Raw genomic sequence first — 19,176 nt, 5'->3', positions numbered from 1 at the left:
AAAGTTATGTTAGTATCCTATAATTGGTTAAAAGAACTTGTCGCTATTGATGTTCCAGCGCCAGCTCTAGCAGAAAAGATGTCGACAACAGGCATTGAAGTTGAAGGGATTACTGTCCCATCAGCTGGTCTTTCTAAGCTAGTAGTTGGTCATGTCTTAACTTGTGAAGACGTGCCAGATACCCATTTGCACCGTTGTCTCATTGACACTGGTGAGGATGAGCCGCGCCAAATTGTTTGTGGTGCTCCAAATATTGCTGCTGATCTTAAAGTGATTGTTGCTTTACCAGGTGCGCGTATTGCCGATAATTACAAAATCAAAAAGGGTAAAATTCGCGGCATGGAATCACTTGGTATGGTTTGTTCCCTTCAAGAATTAGGCTTGCCTGAGAGCATTATTCCTAAAGCATTTGTGGATGGTATCCAGATCTTGCCAGATAATGCTATTCCAGGTGAGAGTGTCTTTGACTATTTGGGCTTGGATGATGAGATTATTGAATTATCTATTACGCCAAACCGTGCCGATGCCCTATCCATGCGAGGTGTTGCCTATGAGGTGGCAGCTATCTATGATAAGGCTTTGACGTTTACAGATAAAACCCCTCATGAAGTGTCAGCAGCAGCTGCTAAGAAGCTCTCAGTCCGTATCGAAACTGATCAGGTTGCCATGTATGCTGCACGTGTGGTCGAAGATGTCACCGTTGCGCCCAGTCCGCAGTGGCTGCAAAATCGTCTCATGAATGCTGGAATTCGACCGGTTAATAATGTGGTGGATGTCACTAATTATGTGCTTTTAACCTTTGGCCAGCCCATGCATGCCTTTGATTATGCTAAATTCAGCGGTAGTCACCTTGCTGCGCGGCAGGCACGGACAGGTGAAACCTTAGTGACTTTAGATGGCGAAGAACGGGAGTTGCTGGCAGGTGATCTTTTGATTACGGTTGAGGATCAACCGGTCGCCCTGGCTGGAGTCATGGGTGGCCAAGCGACAGAAATTGATGACAGCTCAACAACGGTTGTCCTTGAAGCAGCAGTCTTCAACAGCCAAGCTATTCGTAAAACAAGTGGCCGTTTAAACCTACGTTCAGAGAGCTCTTCGCGTTTTGAAAAAGGCATCAATCATGATACGGTTCTCACCGCATTAGATTATGCAGCAGCATTATTAGAAGAACTAGCTGGTGGTCAAGTCTTATCGGGTGTTGTCCAAGCAGGTAGTGTTGATCGCACACCTGTACCTGTTTTATCCACTTTGGATTATGTGAATGTCCGTTTAGGCACGGAACTCAGCTACGCTGATCTGATGGCTATTTTTGATCGACTTGGCTTTGCCATTCATGGGGATGCTAAAGCCTTTACAGTCGAAGTTCCACGCCGTAGGTGGGACATTACGATTCAAGCAGATCTCGTAGAAGAAATTGCGAGACTGTATGGCTACGATAAGCTTCCGACAACCTTACCTCAAACTGCTGGCACTAGTGGTGAGTTGACAGCTATGCAAACCTTACGCCGCAAGGTTCGACGTTTAGCTGAAGGTGCAGGGCTTAATGAGATCATTTCTTATGCTTTAACCACTCAAGAAAAGGCAGTCAGTTTTACCCTCGCGCCAAGTCAATTAACAGAACTGATGTGGCCAATGTCTGTTGAGCGTTCTACGCTGCGGCAAAGCCTTATTCCAGGGATCTTGGATACCTTAGCCTACAATCGGGCTCGTAAAAATAGTAATTTGGCTGTTTATGAAATTGGCAAAATTTTTAAACAAGGGCAGGACCCACAAGTTGACTTGCCACAAGAGATAGAACATTTTGCTTTTGCAGTCACAGGACTAGTCAGTGAAAAAGACTTTCAAACACCAGCTACACCAGTTGATTTCTTCTATGCCAAAGGTATCTTGGAAATGCTTTTTGAGAGATTGGGTATCTCAGCTGTATTTGAGAGAGAAACCAACCTGGCTCACATGCATCCTGGTCGTACCGCACGAATTCTTGTTGCAGACCAGTTGGTTGGGATAATAGGGCAGGTGCATCCACAGGTCGCAAGTCAGTATGGTATTACAGAGACTTATGTGGCCGAACTTGATTTAGCCCTTATCCAAAGCTTGATGGTAGAAGAATTTGTCTTTGAAGACATTACTAAGTACCCTGCTGTAAGTCGTGATATTGCTCTTTTGGTGCCACAAGACACTAGCCATCAAATGATTTTGGACGCGATTAATCTAGCTGGGGTTAAACGACTTAAAGCAGTGAAACTTTTTGATGTCTATCTTGGCCCAACAATTGCGACTGGTTTTAAATCAATGGCTTACAGTCTAACTTTCCAAAATCCGACAGATAACCTAACAGATGAAGAAGTTGCTAAGTACATGGAGAAGATTACCAAATCCTTAGTAGAGGAAGTTCAAGCCGAGATTCGTTAGTATCTGTGTGATCACTTAGCTGAATTCTTGGCGCATTTTTCCTGGTGAGACCAAGGCCAGGAGGCACGCGGGCGATTAATAGGAGTAGCTGGCTGAGCGTTAGGCACAGCAAGTGCAGCCACTTGCTTCTTTCTGGGCTTATCACGACTAGCTTACTTGAGCTGAAGCTTTGAAAAGACTATAACCAAAAGGAGGATGGTATGGAGTCCGCGTTTCATGACTTGCTTTTGACAGATACCCAAGCAAGTGCTAAGCAATTATTAGGTATGGACCTCTATCTAGGTGAAATATGCCTTGGGCGAATTGTCGAGACAGAGGCCTATCTAGGGGTAAATGACAGTGCTTGTCATAGTGCTAAGGGTCGCAGAACTCCTCGTAACGAAGCCATGTATTTGCAGGCAGGTCATTGGTATGTTTATCAGATGTATGGTTATTATATGCTAAACCTTGTCACACGTCCAAAAGACATTCCAGAGGCGATTTTGATACGAGCTTTGGAGACAAAAGGGCAGCTACCTGAGGCCAATGGCCCGGGAAAATTGACCCGCTTAGCTAATATCACTAAGGTTTTTGATGGCCAGTCACTAGCAAGCTCTCAATTGACTTTAAAAATGGGAGCAAGGCCTAAAGTCATCGGCAGCCGTGCCCGGATTGGGGTAACGTGCAGCGATCATTGGAAAGAAGAGCCTCTATGTTTTTATGTTTTAGGCAATCGTCATGTTTCTCATGTTCGAAAAAAAGGCCTCTTGGCTGACCAAGACACTTGGGTAAAAGCCAAAGCTCAGTAGTCTATAGATATTAACAGCTAACATTAGAGCAGAATACCTAAAATAATAGATATGCTTTGGTATGAGAGCAGCTAGCATAAGCAGTTAGTAAATAGTGGGCAAAGAAGTAGCAGCTCCTAATGCGGCTGTGACTCTAACCTGCCTTGTCTATCCTTAAAACTGCTCTAACACTACAAGGAATGAATGAGATGAACTGTGTAGCTTTGGCTTCTATGTTACTCAAGCACATTAGCAAATTTGCTTCTCTTTCAGGAAACTGGTTCCATTTTACTTATTACCCCTTCACAAAATTAATTGGCACTAAAGCTATTTCAGATTGAAGATATTGTCCATTTTGGTCATTTTCTTCAATCTTTTTTCTTTAGCTGGGAAGAAAATACCACACTTTGGCAAGTGCTTGTGACAAACCATCCTATGTCTGCCCAAGAGTTAGCTTAATTGGTTTAGGGAATAAGGGAACGGTGATCAGGTCCAATGTATGACGTCAGAAACTATAATTCTAAAAATTTAATCTTACGAATTGACGAATAATAAAAAATTTGATAGATTATATGTGTTTAAGTAAAGTATTATTTTTCGACAATTAGAAGCGCATTTGGTAGAATTTACTGAACTTTTTGTGTTAAAGATGGGAGGTAAGTGACAATTTTAAAAAAATTAAAAAGAAAAGAGCTGCTCGAAATGATGTTGGAGCAGCAAATTTTAATTGAAAAACAAGAACAAGAAATCAATAAAATGAAATCCGAGTTAGAAAGTCGGTCAATTAAAATAAAGGCATCCGGCAACCTGGCAGAAGCCGCTCTGCAATTAAGCGGTATTTTTGAAGCCGCCCAAGCAGCAGCGGATATTTATTTGGCCAATATAGAGGAACAGTCAGCTGTGAAAGGGATGGATGATGACACAAAAGATTAATTCAGAGACGTTGGCTAAGGAGCTGGACCGCTTGAATTATCGAAAGCGTTTTGTAGAGGTAGTGAAAAATACGGTGTATGTGCTTATGGCGGTTGCTGCAAGTGCTATTTTAATAGCCGTTTTATGGCTACCCGTTTTACGCATTTATGGTCATTCGATGAATAAAACCTTGGTTGCAGGAGATGTGGTGCTAACGGTTAAAGGCTCAGACTTTAAAACAGGAGATGTGATTGCCTTTTATTATAATAATAAGGTTTTGGTTAAGCGAGTCATTGCCCAATCAGGAGATTGGGTGAATGTCGACACTAGAGGTAATGTCTATGTCAATCAAAAGCAGCTCAAAGAACCCTATGTCCTTAATAAAGCTTTAGGAAAGAATAATATTAAGTACCCTTATCAAGTACCAGATAAGAAAATTTTTGTCATGGGTGATAATCGCCAAGCATCCATTGATTCGCGTAACACCGCTGTTGGCGATATTGCTAAAGAGCAGCTGGTTGGAAAGGTAGCTTTTAGAATTTGGCCTTTAGATAAACTTGGTTTTATTCATTAGATTTGGAGGGAAAATAGTAGATGCTAAAAAAGTTCCATGCTTTGATTATAGACTCACTAGGGAATAGACAAAGTCAGCGGCGATGGAAGATTGGTTTGTGGGTATTGGTACCTTTAACAATTTTTTTGACCACTTACTTGTTACTATTACCTGCTATTACAGTTGATAGTAGCAAGACTAGTGAGGTTGGGCTAAGCTTGCGGCCTAATCAGCCAGAAAGCTCAGCACGTTCTATAGCACAGCAGTCATCGGATGCTCCAGTAAAAGCAAACAGCTCGATTGCTAACCAAGAAAAAGCAGGTGATAGGGCTAAAGAGCAGGAGCAGCAACCGCCCCTGTCTTATCGCGGAGCTGATTATTTGGTCACGGTTAGTTTCACCAAAGCAGCCAATATCCCAAACAATGCAGAGTTAAAAGTGACAGAATTAAAGCGACAAGATCATGCCTTTGAAAGCTATAAAGCAAAAGCGCTGGCTCAGGTAGAAAAGCAAGATAAAGAGATCAAAACGTTTAAGCTTTATGACATAAGCATTTTATCAGACGGTAAAGAAATAGAGCCAGCTGAAGCTGTCAAGGTTGACGTCACTTATGATCACGCCTTGGATGCCAAAGATGATGAGCTGCAAATTGTCCACTTTAAAGATGATGGGCAAACTGAAGTTTTAGCATCAAAAGCTAGCGCAGAGTCCCAACAAAGTCGAAGCGATGTCGCTTTTAAAACCAATTCTTTCTCTATTTATGCCATCGTGCAAGCAGATAATAGCATCGTTCCTCGATTCACGTATCATTTTCAAAATAACGATGGAACTGACTATCATTTTTTAACGGATTCTGGCTTGCAAACGCATCAGCAAATCCTTAAAAACGGAGAATCACTTGGTGAAGTGGGAATTCCAATTATTAAGCCAGGGGAACATTTTAATGGTTGGTACACTTATGACTTAGCAACAGGAAAATATGGTGATCCTATTGTTTTTGGGCAACCTGTTACGGTAACTCAAACGAAAGAAATCATCGTTAGACCCTTTATGAATAAGATTGCCACCGTTACCTTATTTGATGATAGTGCGGGTAAAAATATCTACGAACGTTATGAGGTGCCTCTAGACAGTAGTGGAAAAGGAACGGCTGACTTGAGTACCTACAAGGTAACCCCACCAAGCTCAACCCTTTTGTTTGTTGGCTGGTCAAAAACAGCAGATGGTAGTCCCTTAACGGATTCTGAAATCAAAGCCTTGGCTGTTTCTGGAGATCTTGATTTATATCCCGTTTTTAAAGAATCCCATAAAATGGATTTTGATACAGGAGACCTATCAACTGGGGTTACCTACGTGGCTCCTAGACGTTTGACGACTGATCAGCTGGCTTCTACCGTAAAACCAACTGATCCGACCAGAAAGGGTTATACGTTCACTGGCTGGTATACGGCTGAAAATGGTGGTAGTTTATTTGACTTTAATCAATACCTAACGAGCGATACCGTTTTATATGCTCATTGGGCTCCTGCCCAAACAACCTATACCATTAATTACTGGCAGCAATCCATTACTGATAGTAAGACAGCAACAGATGCGCAAAAAAACTATGAATATGCTGGCCAGGTAACACGTTCAGGCTTAGCACTGAGCCGTGAGACCTTATCGTTGGCAGATATAAATGCTAACTTGCCAAAAGGTTTCAAAGTCAATGATACCTTTACTCAGACCAGTGTCATGATTAAAGATGATGGTTCCAGTGTGATAAATGTCTATTATGATCGTCAGCTGGTAACCATACGCTTTGCAAAAGGAGGCTATGCTGAAAGGGATTACTTAAATAACAACTATCCTTGGACCAATTCATCCTATGCAGAAACCTATACCGGTCTTTATGGGACAACCTTGGCTGCAAATGGCTATCAATGGAAAACCGGCTCTTGGCGCTATTTAACCACTTCTGGTTATACTGGTATGAGCTATTTGGGTGAATTTATTGCCCCTGGGAATGTTCGCGGCGCAAATCCTTATGACATTAGACTATACCCAGCAGGGCAGCGAGTCCAAACCTATTTGTTTTACAAACAGGCCTTGGATGGTAGCTATGTCTTGTCTGATACAGGTGGGGGAGCAGGAGCAGATGTCTTTACCTTTACAGAAAAGTACACTGGTTTTAATGTAAAATTTTACCAACGTCTCTATCAAGACAATAGCCTTTTTGATGCAGCTAGACAACAAACCAGTGTGAATACAACTATTCCGGTATCCGATTCCTATTATGATAATTATGGCAGTTATTATAGAGAATACCTTAATTTGAAGGTTTGGTATGAGCGCAAGCAATATAAAATTCACTATCTTGATCCTTTAGATAATACAGCTTTGCCTAATTTTGAGGCTAAAGATGTCTTATACGAAGAAAATTTATCTACATTTAAACCAGTTACAACCGTCAATCAGCCAAAACCAAGTTTACCAGGCTATGTCTGGGATGGGAAGTGGTATAAGGATCAGGCGCAAACCCAGGAATTTAATTTTAATACGGCTATGCCTGCCCATGACGTGAAAGTCTACGCGGGTTGGAAAAAAATTAAATACAAGGTTAACATTGATCCAAATGGTGGGCAACTATCACCAGCAGACGAAACTTATCTGGACCTTTATTATGGTGAACATATCCCGGACTATAAAGATATTTCACGTGATTACCTTGAAGATTCTACCGGCACTTACTACTATAAATACGATACCAGAGAATCCGACCCTGCTAAGACAAAAACAGCTTACTACACTAAAAATACTGAACTGCCTAATGTTAGGACAAGTCCAAGCTACAAGTATGAAAAAGATGCCTACAAACTCATTGGCTGGTATTATGTGAATCCCGATGGAACCATGCGTCCCTATAATTTTTCTGGTGCGGTTACTCAGGACATAACCATCAAAGCCATTTGGCGCAAAGTAGGAGACTATCACCTTATTTATAGCAATAATGCGGTTGGTTTTGATGGAAAACCTGTTACAGACTCTTTAGGTAATCAGGTTAAAACAAGTAATGAACCAATCGATGCTGATTCCTATGATGATGCTTCTCACTCTGCGCTCTTAAGACGCCCGACCATGCCAGATGGTTACCGTTTTCGTGGCTGGTGGTACAATGGAAAACTGTACAATCCCTATGATTCCATCGTCATTGATGCGCACTTAGCAGATGCTGCTAAGAATATTACCATCAACCCCGTGATTATTCCTATAGGTGATATTAAATTAGGGGATACATCGATTAAATACGATGGTAATGGCGGTACAAAAACCTTGGCTGATGGTAGTGTGGTCAATCAGGTTACCTTGCCGTCAATGGATTTGAACAGTACCACAACAATACCAGAAAATGACTATTTTGCAAGAGAAGGCTACAATCTAATTGGCTGGAATCATGATAAAGATTTAGCCAACACAGGTCATGTTGAATTTAAGGCTGGCCAAGTCATTGGAATTGACAATGAGCCAGATGCTTCAAATATCCTTTACGCTGTTTGGCAGCCAAAGACATACACTGTTAGTGTTTCAAAGACGGTTGTTGGGCTTGAAGAAGACAAGGCACGCCGATTTATCTTTGAAACCAGTAACTCTCTTCAACAGGCCAACTTGGCACTTAAAGATGGGCAAACCAAGACCTTTGTTAATGTTCCTTATGGGACGGCAATCCGCATTAATGAACAAGTAACGGATGAATTTAAAGCGACTGAGCATGTGGTTGAAACAAATCTGGCCAATGGTGCAAGTGATAAGGCTTATGATCTTGATGGGGAAGTTGCGCTTACAGTAAAAGGTGATGTGGCTATTACCTTTACTAACACGCGCATTAAACAAAAGGTTCGACTAGAAAAAGTCAATGCCGAAAAGATGGATGAACCTTTAGCTGGCGCTGTTTTTGATATTTATGCTGCCGACGCAGCAGGACATAAGGAAAGTACCCCGCTTTATACCCATGTCGTAACCAACAAGGAAGGTTTCTTAATTATTGGTAATGAAAATTATGTGGAATTACCTTTGGGGAAATACTATTTTACAGAAACTCAGGCTCCGCCGGGTTACCTCTTGCCAAAGAAAGATCTGGCAACCTTAGTGATTGCTACAGATGTGAGTTTGGATCAAGATGGCAACAGTATAAGCCCAAGTAGGGTTGCCCTCCCAGATGGCTCAACAGTCTTTACCTTTAAAATAACAAATAGTAAAGGCACTGAGTTGCCAAGTACAGGTGGTATTGGCACCTACATTTATCTAGTGGTTGGGCTTTTGCTGGCCTTACCCGCTGGCTTACTTTTATATTATAAAAAAGTAGTCAAGCAGCATTTACGTTCGTAAAAAGATATAGAGGAATTAGAAATGAAAAAGAGATTAATAAAATTACTTTTAGTAGTAGCTCTCGCCTTAGGGACAACTACCTCACCCTTGCTTGTCCCAGTTATCGCTGCAATGACAGGAACCATCACTGTTACCGATACTCAAAAAGGTGCTACCTACAGTGCTTATAAAATCTTTGATGCTGACATTGCAGATTCAAGTGCAAGTGATGCCAATAAAGATGGCGTCGCATACATGATTCCAGCAGGAAAAGAAGAAGCCTATAAAGCCTCTGACAAGTTTGATACTCTATTTGCCACCACAGTCAACGGCGGACGCACTTATGTGAGTAAAAAAGACAATGCTTCAGCAACTGATATTGCTAACTGGGCTAAGGCAATTTCGGCAAAAGAGACACCTGTCAAAACAGCCACTGAAAATGATGCAGATGGTTCAGAAGTGTTGACAGTCAGTGATTATGGTTATTATTATGTTGCAAGTGATGTCAATAATGGTGCGGTGGTCATGGTCACCTCTGTTTCACCAAATGCCACCATTCATGAAAAAAATACCAATGCCAGTTGGGGTGATGGCGGTGGCAAAACGGTTGATCAAACCTCTTATTCTGTTGGTGACACCATTAAGTACACAATCACTTATAAGAATGCTGTTAATTATGATGGCGCTCAAAAAGTTTATCAATATGTCCTCAAAGACAAGATACCTGATGCGGCAGCAATTGCTTTAAATAAAGATTATACTGTAACGGTGACTGATGCGGCTGGCCAAATCACCACCTTGACACAAGGAACGGACAAGTCAAAAGGTCATTACTCCCTCACTGAAACTAATGATGCCTTCACGCTGACGATTCCTTGGGCAAGCACAAATACACCGACAGAAAACAACCAAAATGGCGCAGCTGATGATTTTTTCTATAAAGGCATTAACACCATTACAGTTACCTATACAGGTGTATTGAAAAAGGCGGCTAAGCCAGGTTCAGGCGATCTACCTAGTAATACGAATACGGCTACGATAAATCCCAATGACAAAACAGACGCGCCAAGTAAGTCGGTTACTGTCAGAGAGGGTCAAATCACCATTAAAAAAGTTGATGGCTCAAGTAATGCTGCTCTTTCTGGTGCGGTCTTTATCTTGAAAAATGCTGCTGGGCAATTTTTGGATTTCAGTAATCCTGACGATGTGGCCTGGGGTAGTCAAGATCAAGCGACTGAGTACAAAACTGACGCAGATGGCTTAGTGACCATCACAGGCCTAAAGGAAGGGACCTACTATTTAGTAGAGAAAAAAGCTCCCGCCGGTTATAATTTATTGTCTGAGCCACAAGCCATTACTCTTGGTAGTGGGGCGAGTGACGCGACTAACTCAGATAACCTTTTGGTCACGCCTACAGTGAAAAATAATAAAGGCTCGGAACTTCCATCAACAGGTGGTATTGGTACAATCTTATTCTACGCAATTGGAGGGATTCTAGTTATTACAGTGGGTGTCATCTTTGTCGCCAAACGTCGCCTCCAATCTTAAACTTATTGCACTAAGTCAGACAGGACAACGATAACATCAATGAAAAAAATCCGACAACATCTTAGCACCATTGTGCTTGTCGCTATATTGCTTGTGGGGGTAGGCTTGTTGGTCTATCCTTTACTTGCTAATTATTGGAATTCCTTTCACCAATCAAGAGCAATCATGACTTACCAAGAACGTGTGACACACATGGATACAAAAGCGTATGAGAGCATTTTACAGCGTGCTAAGCAATATAATAGCCAATTTGAAAGCAGTGGTATTCATTGGCACTTAACAGCCAAAGAACGCGAAGCCTATAATTCACAATTGTCTATTGATCAAACCGGCAACATGGGGTATATCACGATTCCAAAGATCAATGTCAAGTTACCGCTCTATCATGGGACCAATGACAAGGTTTTACAAACCTCTATCGGGCATATTGAAGGCAGTAGTCTCCCAATCGGTGGTCAATCAACCCATGCAATCTTATCAGGTCACCGCGGTTTGCCTTCTTCACGCTTATTTTCAGATCTTGATAAGTTAAAAATAGGCGACCGATGGACAGTCAGTATTTTAAATCACTCCTATAGCTATGAAGTTGATCAAATTCGAATTGTTAGGCCAAATGATTTAAGAGATTTACAGATTGTTAAGGGCAAGGACTATCAAACTTTGGTAACTTGTACGCCCTACGGTGTTAATACGCATCGGCTGCTCGTGCGAGGACACCGTGTGCCAAATGAAAATGGAAATGCCATGGTTGTTGCTGATGCTCTACAAATTGAACCCATCTATATCGCCTCATTTATTGCAGCCATTGTACTTATGGTCTTATTGCTTATCTTTTTAGGTGCGACAAGGCGCACTCAGCAGCGCCAAGACCTTTTAGTCAGTGAGTTAGATAAACTTACTCACCAATAACGACGTTTAGGTATGGCCTCTACCATTTCCTAGCTAGCGAATCTAAGAGACAGGCAAGCAAGTATAACTCTAAGCAAAAAGCCTTTTTGATCTAAGCCTTTTGCGTCACTCTTACAACAACTAGCAGCAGAGTAGCCTCAGCCTTTGTGGCTTGTGTTTCCTGCTGTTTTTTGCTGGCAGGTTCAGGATTTTGAGCTGGTTTGGACTGGTTAGGATTTTTAGCCGATTTTAGTTAGACCTTTAGCTGATTGTAGTGGGGTTGGATTTTTTGCGAGGACTTAGTTGATTTGAGCTTGTTACGGAGACCTAGCTCAACCACAGGTGGCTGTTTTTGTGATTCTTGGTGTAGAAACAGCTTGTCAGCTAGGCTTGAGGCTCCGACTCCTTGGATAAAACAAAGGGGCGGTGCCGTTTCTTTCTTATTCCCTGGCTTAGCTGTGTTACTTGCTTTTTGTGAGGGACTCTTTTACTAGAAACGTTGCGTGGTCGTGCTGTCTGGCTGTTCTTATGCATTTTGACTGAGCATTCCTGTTCGCATTTTGCTATAATAAGAGTATTGATTCGTCGAACTGATAAAGGAGCATTATGAAACTTTTATACACAGAAATGCACCACGATTTAACCCGATTGCTCGTAAAAGAAGCGGACGCCTTTGCTAAAAAAGGCTACCGGGTTTTTTATATTGCCCCCAATTCGTTATCTTTTGAAAAAGAACGAACAGTCTTAGAATTGTTACCAGAGCAGGCATCTTTTGATATTGTGATCACCCGTTTTGCCCAGATGTCTCGTTATTTTTTACTAGATCAGGTGACTGAGTCAGAGCCAGTGGATGATAGTGGCCTGACCATGCTGTTTTATCGAGCCTTATTGCAATTAGATCAAGAAGACCTTCCGATGTTTTATGCTCTCAAAGAAGATTTTGGCTTTATTGACCAGCTGGTTGATTTATTTAAAGAGCTACGACAGTCACATTTATCTATTAGCGATCTGATTTTGGATAACCCCAGAAAGACCAGCGAATTAAGCACCATTTTTGCGCGGGTCACGGACCTTATGCAGGCGAATGCTTTGACAGCAAGTAGTCCTTTAAGCCTGTTTGCTAAAAGTATTTTGACAGGTCAATTGAATGATAGACTGGCTAAAACAGTAATTGTGATTGATGGTTTCACCCGTTTTTCAGCTGAAGAAGAAGCCTTGGTTGACTTGTTTCATCGCTACTGCCAGCAAGTCATTATAGGTGCTTACTGTAGCCAGAAGGCTTTTCGTGCTAGTTATACAAAAGGTAATGTCTATGAGGCCAGTCTAGAGTTTCTCCTTAAGCTGGCCGGTCGCTATCAGGTGCAGCCACAGTATTTAGCCGATACAGATACTTATCCTCAAACCTTTCAGAAATTAGGAAAAGCTGTCGAAGCGCAGCATGATTTCACGGAGACATCAGTTGATTTTTCCGCTGCTGATTTAAGTAGGGTCGCCCTGTGGGAATCCATTAACCAAAAAGAAGAAATTGAACACATCGCCAAAGCCATCCGTGCAAAGCTCAATCAAGGCTACCGTTACAAGGATCACTTGGTTTTATTGGGTGATGTGGAGACATATTATCAGCAAATCGGTCCGATTTTTGATAAGTATGAGATTCCTTATTATTTAGGAAAAGCTGAAAGCATGACCAATCATCCACTGGTCCAATTTGTTGAGTCCCTTTATCGCCTCAAAAAATATCATTGGCGCGCTGATGACTTGTGTCATCTGTTGAAATCGGGCCTCTTTGGAGGGATAACGCAACCAGAAAGTGACCAGCTGGAATACTATCTCAATTATGCAGACCTAAATGGTCTAGGGGATTTTGCCAAGCCTTTTACTAAAACGAGCTATGACCAGCAAGGTCGTGCTACTTTTGATTTGGCGTTCTTAAATGAGATTAGAAAAAAAGTGGTACAACCGCTCCAAACTCTGTTAAGTCAAAGAGCTCAATCGGCAGCTGCATTGGTCAGACAGGTCCGAGATTTTTTAGTAGCTATCCAGTTGCCCCAGCAATTTCAGGCTATATCATTAACTAAACCAGCACTTGAGCAGGACAAAGATTTGGAAGTTTGGAAGGCTTTTACAGCTTTGCTTGAGCAATTTTTCTCCTTATTTGCACAAGAAAAAATGACGCTGTCGCATTGCTTGGCCGTGCTTAGAGCTGGCATGCAGGCGGCAACTTACCGGGTTGTACCTGCCACTGTTGATGTGGTGACCATCAAATCTTATGACCTCATTGAGCCACATACAAATAAATTTGTGTATGCTATTGGAATGTCTCGGTCGTATTTTCCAAAACCAGCTCTTAACACTACTCTGATTTCAGATCAAGAACGCCTTGCTAGCAATGAGCACCAGGATGCCCTGCATCAAATGCCAATACCAAGTTATGATAATAGCCAAAAGAATCATTTTACTGCTATGTCTTTGTATCAGTCAGCGACCCAAGAGCTGGTGATTAGCTTTCCAACGCTTTTAAATGATGTCAGCCAAGAGCTATCACCCTATCTGAAAGAATTGCTGTCATTAGGCATTCCTTTGACTACTATCGGGAAAAATCGCTTCTCAATGGAAGCAACTGATATTGGCAATTTCAAGTCCCTCTTATCCAGCGTGGTTGCGATTAATCAAGGAGATGTGACGGAAGAACTAAATGATGGGGAACGCCAATTTTGGACAGTCATGCTGCGTTATGTCAAACGTCGTTTAGAGAGGGAGCATTTTAGCTGGCCTAGTGCTTCTAAACGTTTACAAACACAGCCGCTCTCACCAGAGGTTTTAGCTCTTATATTCCCGCCAGAACAACCGCTAAAGCTTTCTGCTTCTGCCTTAACGAGCTTTTATAACAACCAATACAAGTATTTCCTCCAATATGTACTAGGTTTACACCAGCTTGAAACTTCTAAAGCAAAGGCCAATAATCATGGTACTTATCTACATAAAGTGTTTGAATTGATTTTATCAGATCACAGTGCGGTACCATTTGACCAAAAGGTTGCGGCAGCTATTGAACAAGCTAATCACTACCGAGATATTGCTACTTATTACCAAACAACGGCTGAAGGTCGCTATGACTTTGAAATTTTAAAAGACATTATTTGGTCAACAGCTACGATTTTGGAGCAGCAAACTGATTTACAGGTCTTAGAACGTGAGAAACACTTTATCTTACCCTTATCAGATCACCTCCAGATTAGTGGGACAATTGATCGGCTTGACCAATTAGCAGATGGTCAGTTAGGAGTGGTGGATTATAAATCTAGTCAGACTAATTTTGATATTGGTAAATTCTACAATGGCCTCAATTCACAATTGGTTACTTATTTATCAGCCTTGCAAGCAAGTGAGCAAGCTCAGCGCCCTTTTTACGGTGCTATGTATCTTCATATGCATGAACCAAAACTGGAACTCAATCAGTTTAAAGAAATCGGTGGTAAGTTAGTTGAGGCAGTCTATCAGGAACTGACTTATCGCGGCATTTTTATGGAAGAGGCAAAAGAACATCTAGCCAATGGTCGCTATTACCTTCGCAATAGCCTTTATAGTCAGGCGGAAATTGAGTTAATGCTAACCTATAACCAGGCTTTATTTGAGCGGGCAAAACAGCTAATCACCAAGGGACATTTTCTGATTAATCCTTATACACAAGATGGTAAAACCGTCCAAGGCGATCAATTAAAGGCGATCACCGGGTTTGAAGCAGACCTTGATTTGGCTCAAGCCAGACATCTGGTGAAATTGCCTGCTAAGAATAAAAAAGAGGGCTTTTTGGCCTTAATGCAAGAAGGAGAAAGTCATGATGAGGTTTGAACCCTTTTTAACAGCTGCCAAAATCAAACAGCTCCAAGAAGAGGAGCTGCATTCTGATAAGGTTCAAAAACGGACACCAGAACAAATCGAAGCCATCTATAGCAGTGGCCAAAATATACTTGTCTCTGCTTCGGCTGGTTCAGGTAAAACCTTTGTTATGGTTGAGCGTATCGTTGATAAAATCCTGCGCGGAATACCGATTGACTCCCTGTTTATCGCAACTTTTACCGTCAAAGCAGCCACTGAACTAAAAGAACGGCTGCACCAAAAATTAGTCACAGAACTTAAAAAACAGCAAGATCCAGCTTGGAAAAACTACTTAAATGAACAAATCGAAGCCATAGAACGAGCAGATATTGGAACCATGGACAGCTTCACTCAAAAGTTAGTTTCAGAATACGGCTATACCATTGGAATTGCTCCGCGTTATCGTATCCTCCAAGACCAGTCTGAGCAAGATATTTTGAAAAATCAGGTCTACCAAGAGCTCTTTGAAGAATACATGGCAGGTCCTGATCAGTCCACCTTTATCCAATTGGTGAAAAATTTTTCAGGACAGCGCAAAGATTCGGCTGGTTTTAAGCAAGTTGTATTTGCCTCTTATCAGTTTGCCCAGTCAACGGCTGACCCCAGCTATTGGCTGGAGGAGGTCTTTTTACGCGGGGCAAAAACCTATCAGGACTATGCTGCCTTGCCAGACACGCTAATTCAACAATTAACTGAGGTGATGTTGCAAACGGCGAATGCCTTACAGGATGTGACAGATTTGCCTGATTATAGCCAAACGACAAAAACGGGTAAACCAACAGCCAAATATACCAAGCATCTAGCTATTATTGAAAGTTTGCAAGAGTGGGCCAATCATTTTGATTTTTACTATAGTAAATCTCATCTAGGTCAGCTGGCGCAGGATCTGACCGCCCTGCTGCCTTCTTCGGACCAGGTAACCGTTTCAGGTATCAAATATCCTGTTTTTAGAAGCCTTCAGGACCAGATAAAAACGCTCCGCCATTTGGAGCTTATCATAGCCCATCAGCCAGAGAGTTTACCAGCTTTAAATATTTTACAAAGGTTTGTGGGTGATTTCTCAGCGCATTATTTCAAACTCAAAAAACGGGAAAATAGCTATGAATTTGCTGATATTGCTCATTTAGCTATTCATATTCTTCGGCAAAATCAGGACCTACAAAGGGCTTTTCAAAGCAAATACCATGAGGTCATGGTCGATGAATACCAAGATAATAATCATATGCAAGAGTGCCTCTTGGAATTATTAGCAAATGGCCATAATCGCTTTATGGTCGGCGATATTAAGCAATCCATCTATCGTTTTCGCCAGGCTGATCCTCAGATTTTTAATCATCAATTCAAAACGTTTAAACAGGATCCCACAAAAGGCAAGCTCATTGTGTTAAAAGAGAATTTCCGCAGTCACAGCAAAGTCCTAGCAGCAACTAATAGTGTTTTTAGGCATCTCATGGATGAGACAATTGGTGATGTGACTTATGAAAAAGAGCATGAGCTGCTTGCAGGCAGTGACACTCAAACACAAGAACTTGGTGGGATAGTGCCTCAATTACTGATTTATGATACTGATACAAAAGAGGCTAGCGAGGAACAAGCAGCAGATGGCCAAGAGCCCCCTGATCAAGAAACGGGACAATTATCTGCTTTTGAGGTCAAGTTAGTTGTAAAAGAAATTAGTCGTCTCCATCAAGAAGAAGGGGTTGCATTTTCTGATATAACCTTGTTGGTCCGCTCAAGGACCCGCAATGAACAGATTTTTCAAACATTTGCTGCCTATGGTATTCCTGTAGTAGGCGATGGTGGTCAGGCTAATTACCTCAAATCAGTAGAAGTCATGGTCATGCTAGATACCTTGCGCACCATTAATAACCCTCTCAACGACTATGCTTTAGTCGCCTTGCTCAAATCACCCATGTTCCAATTTACAGAAGACCAGCTGGCTCGGATAGCCTTACAGTCTCAGCCAGATCAGGTTGCTGAGAGCTTTTATGGCAAATTAAAAAACAGCCTGAGCCGCTTAGGCAGTCATCCTGACTTGATCACAGAGGAGCTCTACCAGCAGATTGAACGGTTTCACTACCAGCTCTTAGCCTGGCGTCAGTATGCGCTGAGTCACTCTTTGTATGCCTTAATCTGGCAAATTTACAATGACCGCTTCTATTTTGACTATGTAGGAACAAGCGCTAAAGCCGAACAAGCACAAGCTAATCTGTATGCGCTAGCCATTCGTGCTGGACAATTCGAGCAGTCAGGTTTTAAGGGATTATCGCGATTTATTCGAATGATTGACCGCATCCTAGAAACTGACAATGACCTGGCTGATGTCCCTATTGAGCAGCCTAAAGATGCTGTATCAGTGATGACGATACATAAATCTAAGGGCCTTGAGTTTCCCTATGTTTTTATCATGAATTGTGATCAGCGCTTTAGTTTTACAGATGTTCATGCACCTGTGATTTTGAACCGTAACCAGGGTGTTGGGATTAAATGGCTGACCGACTTAAAAAAAGAGCTGCACGAAAAGCAGCTAGCAAGTGTTAAGGTAGCTATTGAAACAGTGGCCTATCAGCTTAATAAACAAGAATTGCGCCATGCCACGTTATCTGAACAAATGCGGCTCCTCTATGTAGCGATGACTCGGGCTGAAAAAGGCCTGTACTTTGTCGGAAAAGGCAGCCAAAGTAAGCTGCAGGATAAGTACCCCACAAGCAGTCCAGGCAAGGTGCTACCCACAGACCTTCGTGAAAAGTTACTGTCTTTTCAAGAGTGGCTTTTGGCAATCGCTAGCGCCTTTTCAGCTAAGGACTTAGACTATCAGGTGGCCTATGTTAGCGCGTCTGAACTGACTGACGAGGCAATCGGTACACTCCAGCCAAGATCAAGGCTTGATCTGACTGACCTAAAAGATCTTAGACAGAGTCCGCAAATCGCAAAAGCCATAGCAATGGTAGAAGAAGTCAATGCCTTAAATCAAACGTACGCAGCAGCGATCAATCTACCAACCGTCCGAACCCCAAGTCAATTAAAAGCATTTTACCAGCCGATTATGGATTTGGATGGCGTGCAAATCATGGATAGTCAAGCCGCTAGAGCAGGGGATTTTACTTTACCTGATTTTGACCAAGCAAAACAGGTAGAAGCACGTCAAATCGGCTCAGCGATGCACGAGCTCATGCAGCGTATCCCGCTAGAAGTACCGATAAGCCATACTGTTATCGAAGCAGCCCGTCAAGCGGTCAATGCCGATACAGCAGTCAAAGAAGCCCTTGATACTCAAAAAGTCTATGAGTTCTTTAACCAGACAGAACTAGGCCAGTTTATCCAGGACCACAAGGTAACTTTACATCGCGAAGCTGCCTTTGCCAGCTTAAAAACAGATCCTGCTAGCCAGGAAGACTTTGTCCTACGCGGCATTATAGATGGTTATATCTTGTTGGCTGATCGTATTGTTGTCTTTGATTATAAGACAGATCGCTACCAAGACCCTAAGCAACTGATCGATCGCTACCAGCACCAAATGCAACTTTACGCACAGGCCCTACGCCAAGCCTACCGTATTGAACAGATTGATGCCTATCTTATCTTACTGGGCGGTGAAAAAGTAGAAGTAGTCGCTGTGCCTTGAATGGAAAGCAATAACCATTTTTCATAAAATCCTGGAGAATCATTCCCGTAGTTAGTTATTCCATAGCCATCATAGCTTTTCAAACCCTCAAAAAAGAAAAATCGCCACGTTAAGTAGCGATTTCAGATTGAAGACAAACTGGTCTAAACCTCCAGTTTGTCTTTTCTTTTACTTTCATTATGCTGATTGGAATAACTTTGACAAATTTCAGGCAAACTAAAAAGGCTATCCTAGCCATTATCTTACTAT

The 19,176-nt window shown here is 42.0% G+C and carries 9 protein-coding genes; all 9 read left to right on the top strand.

The annotated features are described in order from the left end of the window. The first annotated feature begins 6 nt into the window (after window positions 1-6). On the top strand, window positions 7-2,412 hold the full coding sequence (gene pheT, locus GWD08_RS02245; protein ID WP_159564047.1) for a phenylalanine--tRNA ligase subunit beta: 2,406 nt from the start codon (window positions 7-9) through the stop codon (window positions 2,410-2,412). A gap of 200 nt (window positions 2,413-2,612) precedes the next feature. Next, a complete protein-coding gene (locus GWD08_RS02240) occupies window positions 2,613-3,200 on the top strand; it encodes a DNA-3-methyladenine glycosylase (RefSeq protein WP_159564046.1) in 588 nt (195 codons plus the stop codon). Window positions 3,201-3,884: 684 nt separating this feature from the next. Next, window positions 3,885-4,112, top strand: coding sequence for a hypothetical protein (locus tag GWD08_RS02235; protein WP_159561646.1), 228 nt, complete (start codon window positions 3,885-3,887; stop codon window positions 4,110-4,112). Then, window positions 4,093-4,665: a signal peptidase I gene (lepB, locus tag GWD08_RS02230; RefSeq protein ID WP_408022825.1), complete on the top strand. Its 573-nt coding sequence runs from the start codon at window positions 4,093-4,095 to the stop codon at window positions 4,663-4,665. Before GWD08_RS02235 ends, lepB begins: the two co-directional genes overlap by 20 nt. A 20-nt stretch (window positions 4,666-4,685) precedes the next feature. After that, entirely contained in the window at window positions 4,686-9,008 is a 4,323-nt protein-coding gene (locus tag GWD08_RS02225) for an InlB B-repeat-containing protein (RefSeq protein WP_159564044.1), read from the top strand. A 21-nt stretch (window positions 9,009-9,029) separates the two neighbouring features. Then, window positions 9,030-10,535 (top strand): SpaH/EbpB family LPXTG-anchored major pilin, encoded by a 1,506-nt coding sequence (locus GWD08_RS02220; protein WP_159564043.1) that lies wholly within the window; start codon window positions 9,030-9,032, stop codon window positions 10,533-10,535. A gap of 39 nt (window positions 10,536-10,574) precedes the next feature. Next, window positions 10,575-11,444, top strand: a complete 870-nt coding sequence (locus GWD08_RS02215; RefSeq protein WP_159564042.1) for a class C sortase — start codon at window positions 10,575-10,577, stop codon at window positions 11,442-11,444. A 585-nt stretch (window positions 11,445-12,029) separates the two neighbouring features. Further along, entirely contained in the window at window positions 12,030-15,275 is a 3,246-nt protein-coding gene (gene rexB, locus GWD08_RS02210; protein ID WP_159564041.1) for an ATP-dependent nuclease subunit B, read from the top strand. Continuing rightward, entirely contained in the window at window positions 15,265-18,927 is a 3,663-nt protein-coding gene (addA, locus tag GWD08_RS02205; protein WP_159564090.1) for a helicase-exonuclease AddAB subunit AddA, read from the top strand. The genes rexB and addA overlap by 11 nt, the downstream gene beginning before the upstream one ends. Window positions 18,928-19,176: the final 249 nt, after the last annotated feature.

Origin of the sequence: Streptococcus halichoeri (assembly GCF_009870755.1) — a bacterium.
Classification (GTDB): domain Bacteria; phylum Bacillota; class Bacilli; order Lactobacillales; family Streptococcaceae; genus Streptococcus; species Streptococcus halichoeri.
Note: the sequence above shows the minus strand (reverse complement) of the source record. Positions and strands in the feature narration are given on the sequence as shown.